Raw genomic sequence first — 20,729 nt, forward strand, 5'->3', positions numbered from 1 at the left:
AGGGCCCGCCGGCTCGATCGTCAGACCGATCCGCCCGCTCCGAGGATCGCGTCGATGCGCGCCCGTGCCGTCTCGCTGCGGTAGGGGTCAATGGCCTGCACGAGCGAGTCGGCGATGCCCAGCGCGCCGAGGACGGCGACGACGCTGTCCAGGCGAGCGGAGCCGTCACCCGCCTCGAGTCGGCGGAGCGTCTCCCGGGTGACACCGGCCCTGTCGGCCAGCGAGGACGCCGTCATCCCGTTGACCGCCCGCCAGCGCCGGATGTTGGCGCCGATCTCGGCGAGCTGGAGGGAGCGGCGGGGAGAGCGTCGCGCGACCACGCGAATCCTCCTGACCTTTGGAACATCCAGTTTAGCGCTCTGTGGCATGTATAGCTTCCACCCGGTGTCCCGCCGACCGTGCCTAGGAAGCCCTCTGACCTCTGGGGTCGTCACCGCCCGGGCACGAGCGGTTACACCACGAGTAGTACCTGAAGGGTTACAATTCGATGTGTAGCCGTACGGTTACACCGCGGAGGGGGCGAACGATGTTCAGTGGAGTGAACGATCTGAGGCAGCTGGTGGTCTCGATGCGCGAGAGCGCGGGCCTCAGTCAGGCCGAGCTCGCCCAGCGCGCGGGACTCTCCAGGAAATGGGTGAACGAATTCGAGCGCGGCAACCCCAATGCTCGTATCGGAGCGGTGCTCGACGTGCTCCGAGCGCTCGGCTACGGGCTCGAGGAAAGGGCGCTCGATGCCCGCCGCACGTGAGCTCGTCGCGTACCTCGACGGCAGAAGAGCCGGAAGGTTCCTTCAGGAGAACACGGGCGACACCGTCTTCGTCTATGACGACGAGTACAGGCGAGACCCGCTGAGCACGCCCCTCTCGTTGTCGATGAGCACAGCGGTGGAGCGCCACAGCAAGCGGAAGGTCCTGCCCTGGCTCAACGGGCTCCTCCCCGACAACGACGCAGCGCGAAGCGCCGTGGCTCAGCGCTTCGACGTCAATCCCAGGAATCCCTTCGCCATCCTCGAGCACACGGGGGCGGACACCCCTGGGGCCGTTCAGCTCCTTCCTCCTGGCGCAGAGTCCACTGACGCGGACGGCGACCGGACCGCGGTCGAGGCACTGGCGGACGAGGACGTCGCCGAGCAGCTCCGCCTCGTCATCGACGAGTACCGCGACGGGACTGCGGACGCGCGCCTCGATCAGCGCTTCTCGCTTCCCGGAGCGCAACCCAAGATCGCGCTCGTCCACGATCGAGGCGGATGGGCACGTGCCCTGGGTGCGACGCCGACGACCCACATCCTCAAGCCCGTCGCGCCGGACGGGTTCAGGCGCGTCGATGTCGTCGAATACGTGACACTGACCGCGGCGAACACGCTCGGTCTCGCGACCGCCGAGTTCTGGATTCAGCAGATCGGGTCGCACCGGGTCTTCGTCTCGAAACGCTACGACCGAGAACCGGGATCAGACGGAATCATCCGGCGGCTGCATCAGGAAGACCTGGGTCAGGCGCTGTCGACTGATCCGGCCAAGAAGTACCAGCGACGGGACGGAGGACCGGGGATCGGCGCCGTCGCCACCCTCATCCGCGCTCTTGCACTCAGCGAGAGCCAGAGAGTGCGGATCGGATGGGAGTTCTTCCGCGGAGTCGCCTTCAACAGCGTCGCGTACTGCACCGACGCGCACATCAAGAACTACTCGATGATGCTCGACGGCGCCGACTCCCGGCTCGCGCCCCTCTACGACCTGAACACCATCGCCCCCTACCTCGACGATCAGTCGCGATTCGGCGCCCGGGGTGAAGCGCCACTGGCAGCGATGTCGATCGACGGCGAATACCGCTTCGACGCGATGTCCGAAGCAGGCTTCGCGAAGGAAGCGAAGAAGCTCGGGGTCGACGGCGGTCGAGCCGTCGACGAGATCCGCCGGCTCCGCCGCGACCTGGTGGGAGCCTTCGAGAACGCCCGAGACTCCCTGGTGGCTCTCGATGACGACACGACCGGCTTCGCCCGGGAGGTCGTGGACGGGGTCGCCCGCATCCCTTCCCTGACGCGCTCCTGAGCGGTCGAGCAGGCGCGGGAATAACGTCGGCTCCACGTGGTTGAATGAGGATGTACATGCAAATGCATGGATTAGGTCTCGCCAGGACGGGGCCACGGAGAGAAGGAGCGCCTGATGCAGTTCGGCATCTTCACGGTCAGCGACATCACCACAGACCCCACGACCGGCCGCACGCCGACCGAGTCCGAGAAGATCGCGGCCACCGTCGCGATCGCCGAGAAGGCGGAGGAGATCGGCCTCGACGTCTTCGCGCTGGGCGAGCACCACAACCCGCCCTTCTGGTCGTCCTCGCCCACGACGACCCTCGCCTACATCGCCGCGAAGACCGAGCGCCTCCAGCTCAGCACCGCGATGGCCCTGATCACCACGAACGACCCGGTGAAGCTCGCCGAGGACTACGCGATGCTCCAGCACCTCGCCGGCGGCCGCGTCGACCTGATGCTCGGGCGCGGCAACACCGGCCCGGTCTACCCCTGGTTCGGCAAGGACATCCGTCGCGGCATCGAGCTGACGATCGAGAACTACGACCTGCTGCACCGCCTCTGGACCGAGGACTTCGTGGACTGGGAGGGCCAGTTCCGCACGCCCCTCCAGGGCTTCCAGTCGACCCCGCGCCCGCTCGACGGCGTCGCGCCGTTCGTCTGGCACGGCTCGATCCGCTCCCCGCAGATCGCCGAGCAGGCCGCGTACTACGGCGACGGCTTCTTCGCCAACCACATCTTCTGGCCCGCCTCGCACACCGCGAAGATGGTGCAGCTCTACCGCCAGCGCTTCGAGCACTACGGCCACGGCAGCGCCGACCAGGCGATCGTCGGACTCGGCGGCCAGATCTTCCTCGCGAAGAACTCGCAGGACGCGGTCTCGCAGTTCCGCCCCTACTTCGACAACGCCCCGGTGTACGGCCACGGCCCCTCGCTCGAGGACTTCAGCGAGCAGACCCCGCTCACCGTCGGCTCGCCGCAGGAGATCATCGACCGCACCCTGGGCTTCCGCGAGTACGTCGGCGACTACCAGCGCCAGCTGTTCCTGATGGACCACGCGGGCCTGCCGCTGAAGACCGTCCTCGAGCAGATGGACATGCTCGGCGAGATCCTCCCCACCCTGCGCGCCGGCTTCGCCGAGGGCCGCCCGGCGCACGTGCCGGACGCCCCCACCCACTCCTCGCTCGTCGCCGCCCGCGCCGAGCAGCCCGTCCCCGTCAGCGCCTAGGAGGCGACACCCATGGACACCCGCAGGATCACCGTCCTCTCGGCCGGCCTCAGCACGCCGTCCTCCACCCGCCTGCTCGCCGACCGCCTGGCCGACGCCGCGGAGGCCTCGCTCGCCGAGCAGGGCTTCGCCGTCGAGCGCAGCGTCGTCGAGCTGCGCGACCTCGCGCACGACGTGACGAACGACCTCCTCACCGCCTTCGCGAGCCCCGCGCTTCAGACCGCGCTCGACGCGGTGGCCGGTGCCGACGGCCTGATCGCCGTCACGCCGATCTTCACCACCAGCTACAGCGGCCTCTTCAAGTCGTTCGTCGACGTGCTCGACACGGAGGCGCTGCGCGGGCTGCCCGTGCTGCTCGCGGCGACCGGCGGCTCGCCCCGCCACTCCCTCGCGGTCGACTACGCGATGCGCCCGCTCTTCACCTACCTGCACGCGGCTCCGCTCTCGACGACGGTGTTCGCCGCGACGGAGGACTGGGGCGGAGCGACCGAGGACGGGCGGGCGCTGCCCTCCCGGATCGAGCGCGCGGGCCGCGAGCTCGCGACCGAGGCGGCGCGCACCTCCCGCGCACCCGCGGACCCGTGGGCGCTGGACGGCTCGTTCGAGGGGATGCTCGGCCGCCGGCCGTGAGCATCGCCCTCTCACAGGAACGCGGATCCGTCCAGTAGCGGCGCCCGCAGGAGCCCGCGGCTAGCCTCCCCTCGGAGGGCCCGTCGGTGGCCCCCGTAGGGGAGGCCGTGATGGCTCTGGACAGGATCTCGCTCGGCAGGAGCGCCTTCGATCGGGTGACGCTGGATCGGCGCCGCTTCCTCAGCGCCCTGGGCGTCGCCGCCTCGGTCCCCGTGCTCGCGGGCTGCGGCTTCGCCCCGGCCCGCCCCGCGGCGAGCGCCGACAGCGGCACGCTCACCTTCACCACCTGGGGCACGGACGCCGAGCTCGCCGGCTTCCAGCGCGCGATCGACCGGTTCCAGGAGGCGAACCCCGGCTCGACCGTGGCGCTGAACTCGGTGCCGTACGAGCAGATGTTCACCAACATCGACGCGCAGCTGCAGGCGGGCAACCCGCCGGACGTCTTCCGCGTGCCCTATTACACCTTCGGCAGCTACGCGGGTCGCGACCAGCTGCTCGACCTCACGCCGCACCTCGAGGCCGATGTCGCCGAGCGCTTCACCGACCCGGCCTGGGCCGCGGTGCAGAGCGGCGGCAGCCCGTTCGGCGTGCCGCACCACACCGACACCTCGCTCATCCTCTACAACACCGAGGCGCTCGCCGCCGCCGGCGTGACCGAGTTCCCGTCCTCCCCGGAGGAGGCGTGGACCTGGGAGGAGTTCACCGAGGTCGGCCGGAAGCTGCGCGCCTCGCTGCCCGCCGAGCGCTACCCCTTCGCCTACAACTGGCAGGGCAACGGCGTGACCCGCTGGCTCAGCCTGCTCTTCCAGGCCGACGGCCGCTTCCTCACCGAGGACCTCTCCGCTCCGGCCATCGACTCGGACGCCGGCCGTGCGGCGATCGACTTCAGCCGCAGCTTCTTCACCGACGGCCTCGTGCCGCCGAGCAGCTCGATCCAGGCGACGACCTACGCGAGCGACCTCTGGTACTCGCAGACGACGGCGATGACCTTCGGCGGCGCCTTCCTGATCCCGGACGCGGAGTCGACGCTCGACTTCGAGTGGGGCGCGACCTACTCACCGCGGAACGTGCGCGGCGGCGGCGACTTCGGCGGCAACGCCCTGGTCGCGACCAAGGCCACCGCGAACCCGGAGCTCGCCGCGGCGTTCCTCGCCTTCGTCACCGAGGAGGAGTCGATGCGCGACTTCTGCGCCGGAGCCTCGCTCCTGCCCACGCGCCGCGACCTGACCGAGTCCGGCATCGAGTTCGAGGTGCGCCCCGAGCTCGCCGAGGTGTTCCTCGGCCAGGCGGGGACCGTGCAGGCCGAGGACGCGGCGCAGGTCGCCTCGCCGGACATGGCGGCGATCATCGCGGTGCTGAAGGACCAGCTCGAGCAGGCGTTCGTCGGCGGCCAGAGCACCGAGGACACGATCGCTAACCTCACCTCCGGCATCGCCACCGCCGTGCAGTGAGCGGCGCGACCCCGTGACCCGCACCCTCCCCGCGCCCGAGGAGGTGACGGCGCGGCCGCGCCGCCCCTCCCGGGCCCCCGCCGCGCGCGAGACCGTCGCCGCCTACGGGTTCCTCGCACCGAACCTGCTGATGCTCGGGCTGTTCGTGTTCGTGCCGCTGGTCGGCGCGTTCCTGATCAGCTTCCAGCGCACCAACGGGTTCGGCGACGGCGTCTTCATCGGCCTGGACAACTACGCCCGGCTGCTGTCCGACCCGCTGTTCTGGCGCTCGACGCTGAACACCGCGCTCTTCACGCTGATCGTCACGCCGCTCTCGATGGCGCTCGGGCTCGGCGCGGCCGTGCTGCTGAACTCCGTGCTGCCGGCGCGGGCCGTCTTCCGCTCGATCCTGATCCTGCCGATGGCGGTGTCCGGCGTCGCGACGGCGCTGATGGGCGTGCTGATCTTCGACGAGAACAGCGGCGTGCTCGACGGGCTGCTGCAGACGATCGGCCTGCCGCGCATCGCCTGGCAGTCGGGCGGCGCCGCGGCCTTCGCCTCGGTCGTGCTCGTGACGCTGTGGTGGCGCACCGGCTTCAACATGCTGATCTACCTGGCCGGGCTGCAGGGCGTGAACCCCGCGCTCTACGAGGCGGCGCGGCTGGACGGCGCGAACGGCTGGCAGCAGTTCCGGCACGTGACGGTGCCGCTGGTCGGGCCGTCGACGTTCTTCCTGCTCATCCTCAACGTCATCTACTCCTTCCAGGTCTTCGACATCGTCTTCGTCCTGACCGGCGGCGGGCCGCAGAACTCGACCTCGGTGCTGGTGACCTACGCCTACGACACCGGCTTCGTCACCCGCGACCAGGGCTACGCGGCGGCGATCGGCATCGTCCTGCTGATCCTGACGATGATCTTCACCGCCGTGCAGTGGCGGACGAACCGCTCGAGGGACCTCGTCGAATGAACCGCGTCTCCCGCTCCACGACCGCCCTGCGGCTGGTCCTCGCGATCCTCGTCTCCCTGGTCATCCTCTTCCCGCTCTACTGGATGCTCGTCGTGGCGTTCTCCTCGCGGGCCGAGCTGCTCGGCGGCACGCTGCGGCTCTGGCCGCGCGAGTTCACCCTCGTCAACTTCGAGCGGGTCTTCGACTCGTTCCCGGTCGCGACCTGGTTCGGCAACTCGCTCGCGATCAGCCTCGTCACGGCGCTGATCACCGTGGCGATCAACCTGCTCGGCGGCTACGCCTTCGCGCAGCTGCGCTTCCGCGGCTCGGGCGTGCTCTTCCTGCTGGCGCTGTCCACGCTGACCCTGCCCGTGCAGGTGATCATGGTGTCGCTGTTCCGGCTGGTCACCGATCTCGGCCTCTACGGCAGCTACTGGGCGGTCATCCTGCCCACGGCGGCGTCGGCGTTCGGGCTCTTCCTCGCGCGGCAGTTCATCCTCGCGATCCCGCGCGATCTGATCGAGGCGGCCCGGATCGACGGGGCCGGCCACTTCCGCGTGTTCACCCGGATCGTGCTCCCGCTCTCGAAGCCGCTGATCGCCGTCCTCTTCTTCATGACCCTGCTCGGCTCGTGGAACGACTTCGCCTGGCCGCTGATCGCGCTCAAGGAGAACGCGCTCTTCACCCTGCCGATGGGGCTGCTCTACCTGCAGGGCCAGTTCGGCAGCGACTACGGCGGGACGATGGCCTTCGCGCTGGTCAACGTGGTGCCGATGGTCGTGCTGTTCCTGATCTTCCAGCGCTACTTCGTGCAGGGCTTCTCCCGCAGCGGACTGCGCTGACGATGCCGTCCGGGGCGGCGGATCGACTGCTTCTATCACGTCGGTCTGTCAATCCCGGACAGTCCGGCCCCTTGCGCGGCGGCGCCGCGGTACCGTCTACCCAGGAGCTCGCCCTGAGCGCCGTGGAGCGGTTCGCTCGAGCAGAAGGCGGGTCGTCGTGAGCACCATCGCCGCCAACGCCGCGCAGCAGCGGGTCGCCGGTCGCTACTACCTGATCGAGCGCATCGGCTCGGGCGGGATGGGGTCGGTCTACCGCGCGCGCGACGAGACCGTGCAGCGCGAGGTGGCCGTGAAGGTCTTCCGCGCGGAGGCCTCGAACCCCGAGGACGTCGCCCGCCAGGAGCGCGAGGTGCGGATGCTCAGCTCGTTCGCGCACCCGGGGATCGTCAACCTCTTCGACGCCGGCCTGCACAACTTCGGCGGCGAGGTGCGCCGCTACGTCGTGATGGAGCTCGTCGCCGACCCGACCCTCGAGGCGCGGCTGGAGCCGGGCCCGATGGCGCCGGACGAGGTCGCCGCGATCGGCACGCAGCTGGCCGAGGCGCTCGCGTACCTGCACGAGCGGGGCGTCGTGCACCGCGACGTGAAGCCGGCGAACATCCTGGTCAGCGAGGTCGCCTCCAGCGGCTACGCCCGCACCGCCAAGCTCACCGACTTCGGCGTCGCCCACTTCATGGACGGCTCCCGCCTCACCAGCGACGGCATCGTCATCGGCACCGCGAGCTTCGTCAGCCCCGAGCAGGTCGCCGGCGAGCCCATCAGCGGTGCGAGCGACGTCTTCTCCCTCGGCCTCGTCCTGCTGGAGGCGATCACCGGGCACCGCGAGTACTCGGGCACCGTCCTCGAGGCGGCCATCGCGCGGCTCAACCGCTCACCCGTCGTCCCGGCGACGCTGCCCGCGCCCTGGCGTGCGCTGCTGACCTCGATGACCGACCGCGACCCGGCGAAGCGGCCGACCGCCGACGAGGTCGCGCACCGGCTGCGCGCGGGCATGACCGCGTCGTCCGTCGCGGCGCCCGCCGAGGCCACCGCTCCCGACGGCCGCCGCGCGCGCCTGCGCCGCGCCGTCATCATCGGCTCGAGCGTCGTCGGCGTCGGCGCCGTCGCCGCCCTCTCCTGGATGCTCGGACTCCTCGCCGGCCGCTGACGCCCGGCGGCCTCGCCTCGTCGACGGCGGATCTCATCCGCTGGTCGACCAGCCACGCAGCGGCACCCGCAGCTGGTCGAGTAGCCGCGCAGCGGCGTATCGAGACTGACCCATTCCGGCCCGCGCGCCGGCGGCCCTCACCCGACACCCGACGACCAGCGGGTGAAGGCGAATCGAGCGCCAATGAACGAGCAGCGAACGACACCCTCTTGTGAGTCGACGAAGTCTCACTTACCGTCTCTTCTCGTCGGCCGCAACGGCTCGGCCACCACACGGTGATGATCCGATCAATGGAGAGGGAGCATGAAGAGAAGATATGGGGCACATGTCGCGTCTTTCCTGGCCGCCGCAGCGCTCGCGTTCGGAGGCGCGACGACCGCGTCGGCATTTCCGATCTATGAGAATGCGGACTACGGCGGATACGTCTACGGCGCAGCGTGGGCGGAGAAGGACGGCCTCGGCACGATGAACAGGGAGGCGTCGTCGCTCAAGGCTCCTCCGGGTGGCAAGACCTTCTACGAGGACCGTGGGTACACCGGTGGTTCGGTCCGTCTGAGTGGAGACGTATCGGCTCTGACGCATGTCACGACCGGACTGTCGTGGCCGTTGAACTGGAACGACCGGATCGAGAGCTACCGCTAGTGAGCCATCGACGACGGCGCCCCGGGGGACGTCACCTTCGGGGCGCCCTCGGCGCAGTGGCCTCTGTTGCATTGCTGAGCGCCTGCGCGATCAGCTCGGCCGGACCTGACGAATCCGCTCGCGCGAACCTGGACTCGGCCAGCGGGGAGATCGTCATGCCGCTGGACGAGTACGCGTTCTACGGGCGTCACTCAGACCAGCAGGTCTTCGAGGCTGCTGCGGAGGCGGTGCTCGCGGAGTGCATGAGATCGAAGGGATTCACGTATTCAGTCGCTCGAGCACCGGCCGACCCGTCGACCGACCTCGATGATCGGACCTTCGGGATCTGGGACGAGCCGCGCGCGGCCCGCTACGGCTTCGATTTCGCACCATCGCCGCTGGACATCGCGATGAAGAACGCTCGAACGGCCGGAGGGCTGCAGTGGTCGGCGGCGTACGACGGCTGCGCTCAGGACGACGAATCGGTGACGGCGGCGATGGACACCGTCACTCCCCCGCAGGACGAGTACCTGAACAGTCTCGTCTCCCGCTTGGAGAGCGAGGCGCGGACGAAGGCGCGGAAGGACGAGCGCTGGCAGCGGGCTCGCGAGCCCTGGGAGCAGTGCCTGCAGGAGGCCGGACTCACTCCTCAGACCGGTGAGAGCTACCTGTCTCAGCAGTCGTACGACCTGCTGGAGGAGGAAGGAGCGGGCAGCAGCGAGGAGGGGATCCGGCTCGCCTCGATCGAGGCCCGCTGCAACACCGACACCCGCCTGACGCAGACGCTCGCGGACCTCGAAGCGGCCTACCAGCAGCCCTTGATCGACGCGAACCAAGCGGCGTTGAACGAGGAGAAGGAGCGCAAGCAGGAACTCCTCGACGCCGCGCGCGCGTACATCGCCGCGCATGGTTGACGGCGACGTCACCGACGGAGAGGGTGCGGTCGAGAGCCGCGGACGCCTCCGGCGCATCGAGCACCCCCTCCGAGCGGTCGTCGCGGCCGGTGTCCTGATCGGGTCGATCGCGGCCTCCTTCCTGACGGGGCTCCTGGTGCAGGCTCCGGACCGCGGACCCGGAGAGCAGGCGCGGCAGACGATCCGGGTCACCGTGCCGGTGGAGAGGCGAGTCGTCGACTCCCGCACGGCGTTCGCCGGGATCGTCGTCGCAGGGAGCGAGCAGACGCTCAGCACGATCCCCGCGGGGGTCCCGGCCGTGGTCACGAGGCGGACCGTCGACGTCGGCGAGGCGATCGGACCGGGAAGTCTCGTCGGTGCCGTCTCCGGCCGACCCGTCTTCGTCCTGCCCGCGCCGCTGGCGCTCTACCGCGATCTGCGCACCGGCGACGAGGGCGACGACGTCTCATCCCTCCAGCGCGCGCTCCGCGCGATCGGAGCGGACGTCGAGGTGACCGGCTGGGTGGACTGGCGGACCACCGCCGCCGTGACGGAGCTCTTCGTCGACAACGGCTTCCCCGCGCCGACCGCCGCCCCCGACGCGGTGGAGTCGTCGCCTGCCGATCCTGATCCGTCGGAGCCCACGTCCTCCCCGACGCCCGAGGGGCAGCAGCCCCTCGTCGTCCGTCCCCCGGGTCCGCTCATCCCCTTCGCGAGCTTCGTCGCGCTGGCGGAGGCCGAGGCGACCGTCACAGGCGCCCTACCGCTCGGCGCGACCGTCACGAGCGAGGCTCCGCTGGTCACGGTCCGCACCTCTCCGAACACCGTCTCGTTCCGGGCCGACGCGGTGAGCGCTGCGACGCTGACCGTCGGACAGGAGGTGGGCGTTCAGGCCGACACCCGGCAGCTCGCGGGCACGATCACGACGATCGGGGAGTTCGTCGAGGCCTCGGACGGCAAGGCGCCGGGACGGGACGTCACGGTCGCCTCGGCCGATCCCGCCTTCGCGGGACTCTCGCCCGGCCTGAGCGTCACCGTGCTGCCGCAGGCTCCGCACGAGGAGTCCCTCGCGGTGCCGACGGTCGCCCTCCGGCAGGACGCCGAGGGGACCTTCGTCCTCGTGCCGGACGATGCCGAGGCAGGAGCGGAGCAGCCGGCACCCCGGCGAGTGCCTGTCACCGTCGACTACTCGGGGAACGGCTGGACCGCGATCGCCGGCGACGTCCTCGCGCCCGGCAGCGAGGTGATCCTGCAGTGACCGTCACCCCGTCCTCGGACGAGACGGCGGGTCCGCCGGCCGCCCTCGAGCTGACCGGGATCACCCGGATCTTCGGCGCCGACCCCGCGACCGGCATCCGGGACATCGGCATCACCGTGCGGCAGGGGGAGTTCGTCGCGATCGTCGGTCCGTCCGGCTCGGGCAAGAGCACGCTGCTGAACGTCCTCGGCCTGCTCGACACTCCTACGGCGGGCAGCTACCGCGTCTACGGGACGGAGGTCGCCTCCCTGCGCGAGCGCGAGCGCGACCGCCTCCGGTCCCGGGTCTTCGGATTCGTCTTCCAGCAGTCGTTCGTCCTCGGCGACGTCTCCGCCCTGCACAACGCGGCCCTCGGACTCCGCACGCAGCGCGTCCCGCTCGCGGAGCGCGGCGAGCGGGCGCTGGACGCCCTCGCCCGGCTCGGCGTGGAATCCAGGGCGCACGCCGCCGGGCGGGTCCTCTCCGGCGGTGAGCAGCAGCGTCTCGCCCTCGCTCGCGCCATCGCCACCCGGCCGCAGATCGTCCTCGCCGACGAGCCGACCGGCAATCTGGACCGGGCCAACGGGGCGGCGGTGCTCGACTGCCTTCGCGATCTCCATGCCGGCGGAGTCACCGTCGTCCTGATCACCCACGACGAGTCGATCGCGGCGGCCGCGGACCGCACGATCCGCATCGTCGACGGCACTGTCGACCCGTCGACGGCCACCTCACCGCCGGCCGGTGCACAGAGGGCCGCCGAGGGGGCGGGTGTCGAGGAGGCGGAACCGTCGCGCCGGAGTCCTCTCCGCCGGGTCACGGCGCTCGCCGACGACCTCGGCGACGCCCTCGACGTCGTCACCACCCGGCTGGCGCGCACCCTGTTCCTGCTGCTCGCCTTCGCGCTGGGGATCGGCGGTCTGGTCGCGTCGATCGGGGTCAGCGAGAGCGCCTCCAGCAGCGTCGCGGACAGACTGAACGCGGCCGCCCTCGACGACGTGCGCGTCTCGGTCCCCGGCGGCACGGGTCTCCTGCGCGACGACGACCGTCGCCTCTCCGGATGGATCGCTTCGGCGTCGTCTCTGCCGAGGGTCGCCGGAGTCGGCTCCGCGTCCGTGGCGTCGGGAGGCTCCGCCTCGATCCAGCGCCTCTCGCCCTCCGAGCCGGAGAGGGGATCGCCGCTGAGACTGATGTCCGCGTCCTCGGGCTACCTGCGGCTCACGGGCGCATCGCCCGTGGGCCCGGACACCTTCGGACTCCTCGACGACCGATCGGTGCGCGGGATCGCGATCGTCGGTCGCGACGCGGCGGTGGCACTCGAGCTCCCACCCCCGGGCCCCGGCTGCCGGCTCTGGGTGAACGGCCGAACGGTCGACGTCGTCGGCGTGCTCGACGCCGGGCCTCGGCAGGCCGACCTCACCGACTCGGTGATCGTCTCCTCCGATGTCCTGCAGGGCTCGTCCGACGTCACGACGGCGCTCCTGATCCGCACCGAGCCCGGGTACCCCGCCGCCGTCGCGGAGGCGGTCCCCCTTCGGCTCGATCCCGCGAACCCCGGACGGTTCGGCGTCGAGACCGTCGCCGACCTCCGCGATCTCCGGACGGGTATCGGCAGCGACCTCGGCGCCCTGATCGCGCTCATCTCCCTCATCCTTCTCGTCCTCGCCACCATCAGCGCCGCCACGACCCTGCACCTCTCCGTGCAGGCCCGGGCGCATGAGATCGCACTGCGCCGGGCCGTCGGCGCCGGCAGGACCGCGGTCGGACGCCTCTTCCTCGCCGAGGGCCTCCTCATCGGCCTCCTCGGCGGAGCGGTAGGCGTGGCCGTCGGGAGTGCCGCGACGCTCGTCATCGCCGTGCTGCAGGGCTGGACCCCGGTCCTCGAGTCCTGGCTGCCGGCGGCGGGGCTCGGCGTCGGACTCCTGACGGGGCTCGCCGCCTCGACGATCCCCGCCTGGACGGCGAGCCGGCAGGACCCGGCGCTCGCGCTGCGCGCCCGGTGATCCGTGCCGGTCGAGTAGCCGCGCAGCGGCGTATCGAGACCCGCCGACGTCAGACGCCGGCCAGACGACTCAGCTGTCGGTGACGGTGGATCTCGATACGCCCGCTGCGCGGGCTACTCGATCAGCAGGGGGCGCCCGCTTCGCGGGCTACTCGATCTGTAGGGGGCGCCCGGTCAGGCCTCGCCCGGGAGGGCCTTGCGGAGGACGATTCGGGTCCAGGCGCCGACGTAGACGCGGTCGCCCTCCTCGATCTCGCGGCGCTGGCCGGTGGGGATCGGGGTCTGCGGGAGCGGGGCGCCGGCGGCGGCGAGGTAGGTGCCGTTCGCGGACTGCAGGTCCTCGACCCACCAGCGGTAGCCGTCGGTGTTGAGCTGGCAGTGGCGGCGGGAGACGCCGGAGTCGGTGCCGCAGTCGATCTGCGGGGAGATGCCGCGCGAGACGGAGGGGCGCCCGACGAGCAGCGAGCGCTCGCGCAGCACGACGATCGTGGGCGGTCCGGCGGAGGGCATCGGGTCCTCGGCGCGCTGCTCGGCGTACCAGTCGGGGTCGACCCAGATCTCGGCGATCCAGGGGTCGTCCTCCTCCTCGGGCGCGGGCGTCGCGACCGGCGCGGCGGTCGGCGTGCTGCCGGTGACCTCGGCGAGGACCTCGGTCGCGGGAGCTGCGCTCTCGGCGGGCGGCGCCGTGGCGACGGGCACGTCGAACCCCGCCTCCTCCTCCGGGACGAGCCGGGCGGGAGCACCCGGGGCGCCGGGAGCACCCGGCGCGGGCGCCTCGCCGACGTGCGCGGCCGGGTCGCCGGCCGCCGTCGCGGAGCCGCCGACCTCGCCGGGTGCGCGGACGGCGCCCGGCTCGGTGAACGAGTCGGCCTCGGGCAGCGAGCCGGTGGTGAAGTCGTAGCCGCAGTTCTCGCAGAACAGCGCTCCGGCCTCGTTCGGGTAGGAGCAGTTCGGGCAGACGGCGGGACCGGTCGGGATCGCCTCCGTGGGGGCGGCGGCGCTCGGCCCGGGCGCGGACGGCGCGGCCGGCGCGATCGGGGCGCCACAGACGTCGCAGTAGTCGCCGGACGCGGAGGCGTGCCCCTCCGGGCAGCGGTAGCTCACTTGCGCACCCGCGTGGTCTTCGTCGAGGCGGTGTCGAGCGCCATCTCGTCGAGGCGGGCGACGCCGCGCTTCAGCCGGACCGTGCCCTCGTTCGGATCGTCGATCTCCACCACCTTGCGCAGCTTCGCGGTCGCCTCGTCGTTGCCGGTGGCCGCGGCCAGCTGCACGGCGCGGCCGAGCTTGACGGTCGCGGTGGCGTCGTCGCCGACGGCCTTCGCGGCGAGGCCGTCCTGGATCGCCGAGGCGAGCTCCGTCTGGCCGGTGTAGTGCGCGACGGCCGGGTCGATGCGCGCGGTGAGCGCCGAGTCGTCGGTCCAGCGGGCCTTCACCAGGGCGGAGGCGACCACCTCGTCGCGCACGCTGAGCTGCACGCGGGCGGCCAGCTGCTCGGCGCCGACCGGCTTCGAGGCGACGCGGACGGCGACGTGGTACTCCCGCGACTCGTCGCCCCAGGCGCCGGTCGGGTAGCTGCCGGTCAGCGGGTTCACCGAGGTGCGGCGGGAGCTGAGGTCCTCGAGGTTCGGCGCGACCTGGCGGACGAAGAGCAGCTGGGAGCCCTGCGGCGTCCAGACGCGCAGCTCGCCGTCGGCGACGCCGCGGCCCATCGACGCCTGGATCAGCTGCTCGAAGTCGGCGGCCATGTCGGCCGGGTTCGCGATGAGCCCCACGGTGCCCAGCAGCGCGCTCGCGATGGTGCGCGCCTCCTCGACGACCCAGCGGGAGCCGACGCCGCGCACGTCGCACTGGAAGACGCCGCCGGCCGCGCGGATCGCGGCGTCGAGCTGCATCCGCGACTCGTGCTCGTTCTTGCCGTCGGTGAGCAGGATCGCGTGCCGCTGCTTCGCCTCGGGGACGCTGGAGAAGAGCTGGCGCGCGAGGGTCAGCCAGGTGCCCATCGCGGTGCCGCCGTCGGCCTGGAGGTAGCCGATGGCCTCCTTCGCCGCGGCGCGGGCGCCGGGCTCCATCCGCACCATCGACACGGAGGCGTTGGGGTACGGGAAGGCGCGGTCGGCGCGCTCGGACCCGGCGATGACGGCGAAGAAGGTGCCGTCGAGGATCTGGTCGACGGCCACGGCGGCGGCGCGCTTGGCCGCGGTCATGTTCTCGCCGGTCATCGACCCCGAGCAGTCGACGATGATGAGCTCGGCGGCCGCTCCGTCGCTGCCGGCCGCGCCGGTGCCCGAGGCGGTCACCGTCACGATCGCGTGCACATCCGTCGCGCCGTCCGAGAGGAACTCGTTCTGAAAGACACTCGCGCTGAACTCCGCCATTCGGCCAGTTTATTGTGCTGCCTCGCCGCGACCGCCCTTCTCCTCGCCGGATGCGCAGCAACCGTCGGGCAACCGGCCCTCCCTCCGGCGGGCGCGAGCTTCGACTACCAGCTCGGCGGCGCCTACCCGCCGGCGGAGGGGACGGACCTCGTCGTGCGCGACCGGACCGCGGAGCCCGAGCCGGGGGTGTACTCGGTCTGCTACGTCAACGCGTTCCAGACCCAGCCCGGCGCGGAGGCGGAGTGGGCGGCGCATCCCGAGCTGCTGCTGCGGGACGCGGACGGCGAGCCCGTCACCGATCCCGACTGGCCGGACGAGACGCTGCTCGACGTGTCGACGGAGGCGAAGCGGGCGGCGCTGCTCGACGTGGTGGGACCGTGGCTGGCGGGCTGCGCCGAGAGCGGCTTCGACGCCGTCGAGGCCGACAACCTCGACTCCGCGACCCGCTCCGACGGCCTGCTGACCGACTCCGACACCGCTGCCTTCGCGCGGGAGCTCGTCACCGAGGCGCACCGGGTGGGCCTGGCGATCGGCCAGAAGAACGCGGCGGAGCGGGCCGAGGAGATGCGCGGGCTCGGCTTCGACTTCGCGATCACCGAGGAGTGCGAGGTGTTCACGGAGTGCGACGCGTACACGGACGTGTACGGCGAGCGGGTGTACGAGGTGGAGTACACGGACGTCGAGGACGCGGACGCGGTGTTCGCCCGGGCGTGCGCGCGCGGCGACGGCATCGGCGTGCTGCTGCGCGACCGCGACCTGCTGACGCCGGCGGACGAGGGCTACGTCTCGGAGCGGTGCTGAGGAGCGGGTGCTGACGAGTCCCCTGCCGATCGACTACCGCCGTCAACCCCGGGTCGGCGGGTGCCGCCGCCTGCCAGGCTGGGCGCCGTGCCTTCCTGGTCCCTCGCCCTGCTCAGCGGCGTCCTCGGCGGAGCGACCCTCCTCATCGGAGCGGCGCTCGCCTGGTTCGTCCGCGTCCCGCCCAAGCTGACCGCCGCCATCTCGGCGTTCGGCGCCGGCGTGCTGATCTCCGCCCTCGCCTACGAGCTGGTGCAGGAGGCGGCCGACGACGGCGGGCTCCTGCCGACAGTGCTCGGCACGCTGGTCGGCGCCGTGGTCTTCGTCGGGGCCGACGCGCTGCTGACTCGCGCCGGGGCCGGGAACCGCAAGAGCGCGAAGGGCTCCGGCTCCTCCGGCGGCGGCACCGCGATCGCCGCGGGCGCGCTGATCGACGGCATCCCCGAGTCGATCGTGCTCGGGCTCTCGGTCGCGCAGGGCGGGGCGGGAGCGGCGATCAGCGTGCCGATCGTGGCTGCCGTCGCGATCTCGAACCTGCCGGAGGGGCTCTCCTCCACGGTCGGCATGAAGGCCGACGGCCGCTCGGCGCGCTACGTGTTCACCGTCTGGGGAGGCATCGCCGCGCTCTCCGCGATCGCCGCGCTCGTCGGCTTCCTCGTCTTCGCGAGCGCACCCGGAGCGGTCGTCGCGTTCGTGACCACGGTCGCGGCCGGCGCGATCCTCGCGATGATCTCCAACACGATGATCCCCGAGGCCTTCGACCGCGACGACGTGCTCACGGGGCTGTACGCGGTGCTCGGGTTCGTGACGGCGTTCGCGCTGCACTCCGTTTCTTAGGACGCCGCGGGGCGGCGTCTCGCGGTCGGCGGAGTGGGTGGTGCGTTTCGCAGAGCGTGGTGCGGTCGCCGACGGGGATCCGCTGGGACGCGGATCCCCGGATACGGCGTGCGGGTGGCCGGGTGGTTCGGAGAGGTCCCCGTCGATCGTCGGCGGGGGCCGACCATGCTGGTCGAGTAGACGCGGAGCAACGTAGCGAGACCCGGCGTGTGCACGACGGTGGATCTCGATACGCCCGCTGCGCGGGCTACTCGATCAGCATGAAGGGGCGCCCGCTCGGGACGCGGCCCACCCATGCTGGTCGAGTAGCCGCGCAGCGGCGTATCGAGACCCCGCGTCAGCCGCTGAAGGCCGTCAGGGCGTCGTCGAGGAGCGCGAGGCCGCGGGCGACCTCGGCGGGGGTGACGACGGCGGGCGGGACGACGTGGATGCGGTTGTCGGCGGTGAAGGGCACGAGGCCGCGGGAGAGCAGGTCGGCCTTCAGCCGGCCGACGGCCGCGGCGGGCAGCGGCTCGCGGGTGGCCCGGTCGGTGACGAGCTCGAGCGCCCAGAACACTCCGGAGCCGCGGACCTCGCCGATCAGGTCGTGCTTCGCCTCGAGGGCGGCCAGGCCGGGGGCGAGGTGCTCGGAGCCGATCGACTTCGCGTTGTCGACGATCCCCTCCTCCGCCATCGCCTCGAGGGTCGCGACGACGCTCGCCGCGGCGAGCGGGTGGCCGGAGTAGGTGAGCCCGCCGGGGAAGACGCGCTCGTCGAAGTGGTGCGCGATCGGGTCGTCGATGATGACGCCGCCGATCGGGACGTAGCCCGAGTTGACGCCCTTCGCGAAGGTGATGAGGTCCGGCCGGACGTCGAAGGCGTTGAACGCGAACCACTCGCCGGTGCGGCCGAAACCGGCCATCACCTCGTCGAGGATCAGCAGGATGCCGTACCGGTCGGCGAGGGCCCGCACGCCGGCGAGGTAGCCGGGCGGCGGGGTCAGGATCCCCGCGGTGCCGGGGATCGTCTCCAGCAGCAGCGCGGCGATCGACTCCGGACCCTCGGCCTGCACGACGCGCTCGAGGTGGTGCAGCGCGCGCTCGCACTCCTGCTCGGGCGTCTCGGCCCAGAACTCGCTGCGGTAGAGGTAGGGCCCGAACGCGTGCACGTGCCCGCGGGCGTACTCGTTGGGGATGCGGCGCCAGTCGCCGGTCGAGACGATCGCCGCGCCGGTGTTGCCGTGGTACGAGCGGTAGAAGGAGACGATCTTGTCGCGCCCCGTGTACAGACGGGCCATCCGGATCGCGTTCTCGTTCGCGTCGGCGCCACCGTTGGTGAAGAAGACCTTCTCGAAGCCCTCGGGAGCGCGCTCGGTGATCAGGCGCGCCGCCTCGGCGCGGGTCTCGTTCGCGAAGGCCGGGCCGACCGTGGTGAGCACCGCGGCCTGCGCCTGGATCGCGGCGACGACCTTCGGGTGCTGGTAGCCGATGTTGACGTTCACGAGCTGGCTGGAGAAGTCGAGGTAGCGGGTGCCGTCGACGTCCCAGACCTCGGCGCCGAGGCCGCCCGCGAGGGGCAGCGGGTTCAGCGCCCCCTGCGCGGACCAGGAGTGGAACACGCGCGAGCGGTCCGCGGCGGTGACGGAGGCGTTGGTGCTGACAGAGGGAGTCGTGTCCGAGAGCGTCATGCTTCCATCGTGCCGCTCGACGCCGATGCGCGGGCTCCGCATTTCGTCGAAGACCGCGCCCTACGATGGACGGAACGTCGAACCGACCCGAGTGGAGCCGCCCGTGCCCGCGACCGTCCGCGATCTGCTCGCCGAGCCGGCCTTCCGCCTCCGCGTCCTCGCCGGGGTGCACGACGAGGCCGCCCTCGACGCCCCGCTGGTCTGGGCGCACTCCTCCGACCTCGTCGATCCGACGCCGTGGCTCGAGTCGGGGCAGCTGCTGCTCACCGACGGCGTGCACTTCGAGCAGAGCCCCGGCGCGCAGGGCGCCGACTTCTCGGAGGCGTACGTCGCGCGCCTGCGCGGGCGCGGCATCCGGGCGCTCGGCTTCGCGATCGGCATCGTGCACGACGAGGTGCCGGGGCCGCTCGTCGCGGCCTGCGCCGGGCAGGGACTGCCGCTGCTCGAGGTCGCCGCCACGACGCCGTTCATGGGGATCATCCGCTTCGTCGCGGACGTCATCTCGCGGGAGCAGCGCGAGCGGCTGGAGTGGTCGCTGGAGGCGCAGCGGCGGGTCGCGCGGGCGGCGCTGCGTCCCGACGGCCTGGCGGCGATCCTCACGGAGCTCGAGCGGCAGCTGGACTGCTGGGTGGCCCTCTATGACGCGGTCGGGCAGCGCGTGCACCTGCCCACCCGGCTCGACGTGCCGGAGGCGGCGGAGCGCTCTGTCGAGGCGGCCGTGCGCCAGGCGCTCGCGCGCGGCAGCCGGGCGGGGCTGCGCCTCGACGACGGCGGCGGGGTCACCCTGCAGACGCTCGGGCAGCGCGACCACCTGCGCGGGGTGCTCGCGGTCGGGACCGGCACTCCGCTCGATCCGGCCGGCAACGACCTGGTCGCGAGCGTGATCGGGCTGGCGAGCATCGCCCTGGAGCAGCGGCGCGCCCTCGACACCTCGCGGCGGCAGCTGCGCTCGGGACTGCTCGAGCTGCTCGCCGCCGGCGCCTTCGACGTCGCGGCGCGCACCGCGCAGCAGCTGTGGGGGACGCTGCCCGCCGCGCCGATCCGGGTCAGCGTGCTGAGCGCGCCGGTGCGCGGCGACTCGCTGCTCGACGAGCTGGAGGTGTTCGCGGAGGAGAACGGGGCGCGGCTGTTCTTCGCCGAGCGGGACGACGCCCTCGTGGTGATCACCGGCGCGGACGATCTGGGGCTGATCGCGGGAGTGCTCGAGCGCCACGGCGTGCAGGCGGGGGCGTCGGCGCCGATCGGGTGGTCGGAGCTGGACCGCGGACTCGTGGAGGCGCGGCGCTCGGCCGAGCGGGCGACGGCGGCGCTCCCGCTGCTGCGCTTCGAGGACGTGAGCGCGCAGGGCATGCGCGGGCTGCTCACCGCGGCCGGGGCCGAGCCGCTCGCCCGGCGGATGCTCGCGCCGCTGCTCACGCCCGAGGGCGCGGTGCTCCTCGAGAGCGCCCGCGTCTGGCTCCGCTGCCACGGCGCGTGGGAGCCGGCCGCCCGCGAGCTGGGCGTGCACCGGCACACCCTGCGGAACCGCATCACCGCACTCGAGCGCGCCCTGGGCGTCGACCTCGACGACGTCGACGCGCGCACGGAGCTGTGGACGGCGCTCGGCTTCCTCTGAGTGGACTGCGGTGGGTCTCGATACGCCGCTGCGCGGCTACTCGACCAGCATGGAGTCGGCTACGCCCAGCATGGGCGCGTGGGTCTCGATACGCCGCCTGCGGCGGCTACTCGACCACCATGGAACGGCTGCGCCGGCATGGGTCGCGTGGCCGGCGCGCTCCATGCTGATCATGCGGGGCGCGCCGCCCCCGCCATGCTGATCGAGTAGGGCGCGCAGCGCCCGTATCGAGATCAACCCCTCCCGGAGCAGTACCTCAGTTCTGGGGGAAGCCCAGGTTGATGCCGCCGTGGCTGGGGTCCAGCCAGCGCGACGTGATCGCCTTCTGCTGCGTGAAGAAGCGCACCCCCTCCGCCCCGTGGGCCTTCGTGTCGCCGAACAGCGACGACTTCCAGCCGCCGAACGAGAACGTCGCCACCGGCACCGGGATCGGCACATT

The 20,729-nt window shown here is 71.9% G+C and carries 19 protein-coding genes and 1 pseudogene; 15 read left to right on the forward strand and 5 right to left on the reverse strand.

The window, feature by feature from the left end; translation table 11 throughout:
• Positions 1-20 precede the first annotated feature (20 nt).
• Positions 21-320, reverse strand: a complete 300-nt coding sequence (locus HQQ82_RS20290) for a helix-turn-helix domain-containing protein (RefSeq protein WP_367947843.1) — start codon at positions 318-320, stop codon at positions 21-23.
• Positions 321-568: 248 nt separating this feature from the next.
• Here HQQ82_RS20290 and HQQ82_RS07025 point away from each other — a divergent pair, with 248 nt between their 5' ends.
• From HQQ82_RS07025 to HQQ82_RS19860, 12 genes are all read left to right on the forward strand, one after another.
• Positions 569-748, forward strand: coding sequence for a helix-turn-helix domain-containing protein (locus HQQ82_RS07025; protein WP_254071177.1), 180 nt, complete (start codon positions 569-571; stop codon positions 746-748).
• Positions 732-2,045, forward strand: a complete 1,314-nt coding sequence (locus tag HQQ82_RS07030; protein WP_173232244.1) for a HipA domain-containing protein — start codon at positions 732-734, stop codon at positions 2,043-2,045. Before HQQ82_RS07025 ends, HQQ82_RS07030 begins: the two co-directional genes overlap by 17 nt.
• A gap of 114 nt (positions 2,046-2,159) precedes the next feature.
• Positions 2,160-3,254 carry an LLM class flavin-dependent oxidoreductase gene (locus tag HQQ82_RS07035; RefSeq protein WP_173232245.1) on the forward strand — a complete coding sequence of 365 codons (1,095 nt, stop codon included), beginning with the start codon at positions 2,160-2,162 and terminating at the stop codon, positions 3,252-3,254.
• Between the two features lie 12 nt (positions 3,255-3,266).
• The gene (locus HQQ82_RS07040; protein ID WP_173232246.1) at positions 3,267-3,884 is read left to right on the forward strand and encodes an FMN reductase; all 618 of its coding nucleotides are present in this window, start codon (positions 3,267-3,269) and stop codon (positions 3,882-3,884) included.
• A 110-nt stretch (positions 3,885-3,994) separates the two neighbouring features.
• Positions 3,995-5,335 (forward strand): sugar ABC transporter substrate-binding protein, encoded by a 1,341-nt coding sequence (locus HQQ82_RS07045; protein ID WP_173232247.1) that lies wholly within the window; start codon positions 3,995-3,997, stop codon positions 5,333-5,335.
• A gap of 13 nt (positions 5,336-5,348) precedes the next feature.
• A complete protein-coding gene (locus HQQ82_RS07050; RefSeq protein WP_367947844.1) occupies positions 5,349-6,281 on the forward strand; it encodes a carbohydrate ABC transporter permease in 933 nt (310 codons plus the stop codon).
• Positions 6,278-7,102, forward strand: a complete 825-nt coding sequence (locus HQQ82_RS07055; RefSeq protein ID WP_173232248.1) for a carbohydrate ABC transporter permease — start codon at positions 6,278-6,280, stop codon at positions 7,100-7,102. The genes HQQ82_RS07050 and HQQ82_RS07055 overlap by 4 nt, the downstream gene beginning before the upstream one ends.
• A 157-nt stretch (positions 7,103-7,259) precedes the next feature.
• Positions 7,260-8,249, forward strand: coding sequence for a serine/threonine-protein kinase (locus tag HQQ82_RS07060; RefSeq protein WP_173232249.1), 990 nt, complete (start codon positions 7,260-7,262; stop codon positions 8,247-8,249).
• Between the two features lie 303 nt (positions 8,250-8,552).
• Complete coding sequence (locus HQQ82_RS07065) at positions 8,553-8,891, forward strand: hypothetical protein (protein ID WP_173232250.1); 339 nt, start codon at positions 8,553-8,555, stop codon at positions 8,889-8,891.
• 56 nt (positions 8,892-8,947) lie between these two features.
• Positions 8,948-9,784: a hypothetical protein gene (locus tag HQQ82_RS07070; protein WP_173232251.1), complete on the forward strand. Its 837-nt coding sequence runs from the start codon at positions 8,948-8,950 to the stop codon at positions 9,782-9,784.
• Positions 9,777-11,021: a hypothetical protein gene (locus HQQ82_RS07075; protein WP_173232252.1), complete on the forward strand. Its 1,245-nt coding sequence runs from the start codon at positions 9,777-9,779 to the stop codon at positions 11,019-11,021. Before HQQ82_RS07070 ends, HQQ82_RS07075 begins: the two co-directional genes overlap by 8 nt.
• Positions 11,018-13,000, forward strand: a complete 1,983-nt coding sequence (locus HQQ82_RS19860; RefSeq protein WP_173232253.1) for a cytochrome P450 — start codon at positions 11,018-11,020, stop codon at positions 12,998-13,000. Before HQQ82_RS07075 ends, HQQ82_RS19860 begins: the two co-directional genes overlap by 4 nt.
• Before the next feature lie 173 nt (positions 13,001-13,173).
• On the opposite strand, the gene HQQ82_RS20540 is transcribed toward HQQ82_RS19860, so the two are convergent.
• Together HQQ82_RS20540 and HQQ82_RS07090 are read right to left on the reverse strand one after the other, a co-directional pair.
• Positions 13,174-14,103 carry an FHA domain-containing protein gene (locus HQQ82_RS20540; protein WP_173232254.1) on the reverse strand — a complete coding sequence of 310 codons (930 nt, stop codon included), beginning with the start codon at positions 14,101-14,103 and terminating at the stop codon, positions 13,174-13,176.
• Positions 14,100-15,374, reverse strand: a complete 1,275-nt coding sequence (locus tag HQQ82_RS07090) for a VWA domain-containing protein (protein ID WP_173232255.1) — start codon at positions 15,372-15,374, stop codon at positions 14,100-14,102. Before HQQ82_RS07090 ends, HQQ82_RS20540 begins: the two co-directional genes overlap by 4 nt.
• 12 nt (positions 15,375-15,386) lie before the next feature.
• Between HQQ82_RS07090 and HQQ82_RS07095 the strand changes: the two genes are divergently transcribed.
• Both HQQ82_RS07095 and HQQ82_RS07100 read left to right on the forward strand, forming a co-directional pair.
• Positions 15,387-16,175: an endo alpha-1,4 polygalactosaminidase gene (locus HQQ82_RS07095; protein WP_173232256.1), complete on the forward strand. Its 789-nt coding sequence runs from the start codon at positions 15,387-15,389 to the stop codon at positions 16,173-16,175.
• 87 nt (positions 16,176-16,262) lie between these two features.
• Positions 16,263-17,009 carry a ZIP family zinc transporter gene (locus HQQ82_RS07100; RefSeq protein ID WP_173232257.1) on the forward strand — a complete coding sequence of 249 codons (747 nt, stop codon included), beginning with the start codon at positions 16,263-16,265 and terminating at the stop codon, positions 17,007-17,009.
• Positions 17,010-17,346: 337 nt separating this feature from the next.
• On the opposite strand, the gene HQQ82_RS07105 is transcribed toward HQQ82_RS07100, so the two are convergent.
• Positions 17,347-18,675 (reverse strand): aspartate aminotransferase family protein, encoded by a 1,329-nt coding sequence (locus tag HQQ82_RS07105; protein WP_173232258.1) that lies wholly within the window; start codon positions 18,673-18,675, stop codon positions 17,347-17,349.
• Between the two features lie 103 nt (positions 18,676-18,778).
• Between HQQ82_RS07105 and HQQ82_RS07110 the strand changes: the two genes are divergently transcribed.
• Positions 18,779-20,290 carry a PucR family transcriptional regulator gene (locus HQQ82_RS07110; RefSeq protein ID WP_173232259.1) on the forward strand — a complete coding sequence of 504 codons (1,512 nt, stop codon included), beginning with the start codon at positions 18,779-18,781 and terminating at the stop codon, positions 20,288-20,290.
• A gap of 256 nt (positions 20,291-20,546) precedes the next feature.
• Here the strand turns inward: HQQ82_RS07110 and HQQ82_RS07115 are convergent.
• Positions 20,547-20,729 (reverse strand): annotated as a pseudogene (locus HQQ82_RS07115) (methylmalonate-semialdehyde dehydrogenase (CoA acylating)); the annotation flags it as partial.

This window comes from Rathayibacter sp. VKM Ac-2856, from assembly GCF_013205055.1.
Taxonomy (GTDB): domain Bacteria; phylum Actinomycetota; class Actinomycetes; order Actinomycetales; family Microbacteriaceae; genus Rathayibacter.